Genomic DNA, 2,165 nt, shown 5'->3' with positions numbered 1-2,165 from the left:
GGTCAGCCCGGCACCCTCACCCAGGGCGTGCAGGGCTATCTCCTGAAGCAAGGCGCTGAAGTACCGATCACCTTCTCCTTTGTTTTCACCCGCACCCGCAACTATGTCCTCTATGCGCAGGTGGACACTGACGGCAATGTGGTGGAGCTGGACGAGGAGAACAACGTCTTTGGCCCGCAGTTTGTGCCGGTGCGGGCGTCGGCAGCCTTCGTGGACACGCGGCATGAGGATTTCCAGGCCGGCTTCTCGAACATGGACCTCTCCCATCCCCTGGGCCTGGTGATGCTGTCGGGGCTGTACGAGGAACCCATCACCGCGCCGCTGGCGCTCCCCATCTCGGGCCCCCTCGCCGGCCCACACTTGTATAACCCGGACCTCGGCGTCAGCACATATGCAGGGCCGGTCAACCAGATCGCGCCGGTGATGGCGCGCAACCCCGCCGGCCACCTGTATGTGGCCTGGGAGGACGGCCGCAACGGGGAAATCAACAACCGCGATATCTACTTTGCCCGCTCCACCGACGGCGGCACCACCTGGGAGCCGGAGGTGCGCGTCAACCAGGACCCGCTGTTCCGCAACGTCAATCAGCGCGCGCCGGCGATGGTCTACGACGCGGTGCACGATGCCATTTACATCGCCTGGCAGGACAACCGCCGCGGGAATTACGATATCTGGTTCGCCCGCTCTACGGACGGCGGATTGACCTGGACTGAGCCGGCCTCTAACCCTGTCAATGACGACGCCGGCGACGCTGACCAGGTAAGCCCATCCCTGGCCGTGGACGAGCTGGGCAATATCTATCTGGTATGGCAGGACCGCCGGCACGGCAACGACGATATTTACATGGCCGTTTCCGCGGACGGCGGGGAAACCTGGACCCGCAACATCTTCGTCACCGATTTTCCCGCCTCCACCGCGCAGTCCCAGCGCTCGCCGGCGGTGACCGTGGTGGCCGACCGCGTCTACATCGTGTGGGAGGATTCCCGCAACATCGCCGCCGGCGACAGCGGTGATATCTACTTCACCTGGGGCCGCACCTGCACCCCGCCCTGCGACGATTACTCCTTTGACGTTGACCGGCGCATCAACGATGATGAGACCCTGTTCCCCCAGCGGGACCCCACCATCATCCATTCCTACCCCCGCCTGGAGATCACCCGCACGGAGGTCTTCACGCCGGGGAGCTCTGTCTGTGCTTCGCCGCCTCCCGAGACTACCGAGGTGGAGTTCCACGGCATTTACAAGGGAGAGGCCATCCACTTCGCCTGGCAGGACTATCGCGGCGGTATGGATGACCCCGATATCTATTATGCCTGGACCTTCGGACCGTACTTTTATCTGGAACGCATCGTGGCCGAGCCGGATTACGGCTGTCCGCCTTCCGAGCCGTTCCCGCCCCTGGTAGAAAGCCCCTTCGGCACGAATTACACCATTTACGGCAATGTGCCGGCCAACGATATCGCGCCGGCCATCCCGGAAAGCTGTTTCCAACCGCCGTACGGCCAGGGAGATGCGCTTCCCTGTGAGCCGGCGCCGGACCCCACCCTGCCCGGCGAGCGGCGCAAGCAGGTCTGGCACTATGCCGGCGCCCGCCAGGCCTACCCAGCCTTCAGCCCCGGCCCACCCGACACCGACATCGTCTATCTCCTCTGGTCCGACTGGCGCAACTATGATGCCTGGAACGCGGACATCTACGTCGCCCGCCCGTACCGGGAGGACTGGACCAGCCCGGAGTACATCATTGACGAGAATATCATCGTCAACGACAACGCCAAGCTGATCCGCTATCTCGGGGAAGACCGCTATCTGCAGAACGCGCCGGCCTCAGTGCGGCAGTACCGGCCGGCCGGCACCTATCACGACAGCGCCAACCTGCCCTACGTGGTCTGGGACGACGACCGGCGCGCCGACCCGCTGGCCGGCTATGCCCTGGAGCGCAATATCTTCTTCGCACGGCCCGGCGCACCGCCCAGCCCCGGCGTCTACGTCTCGCGCGTGTTCGAGGCCAACGATGACACCCGCTGGAACCGGCTGGAGTGGTGGGGCGTGACGCCGGCCGGCACCAAGATCTTCTTCCAGACCCGCACCGGGAACACCCCCTGGCCGGATGCCTCCTGGAGCGATTGTATCGGGCCGGTATGGGACCCCAATGAGGGCATGTGGGT

Annotated in this window: 1 protein-coding gene; it reads left to right on the top strand. The window is 64.7% G+C overall.

From position 1 onward, the window contains the following. Window positions 1-2,165 (top strand): exo-alpha-sialidase (locus H5T60_14290; GenBank protein MBC7243602.1); only part of this gene is annotated, 2,165 nt, incomplete at both ends.

The sequence above is a fragment of the Anaerolineae bacterium genome (genome assembly GCA_014360855.1).
Taxonomy (GTDB): domain Bacteria; phylum Chloroflexota; class Anaerolineae; order JACIWP01; family JACIWP01; genus JACIWP01.
Note: the sequence above shows the minus strand (reverse complement) of the source record. Positions and strands in the feature narration are given on the sequence as shown.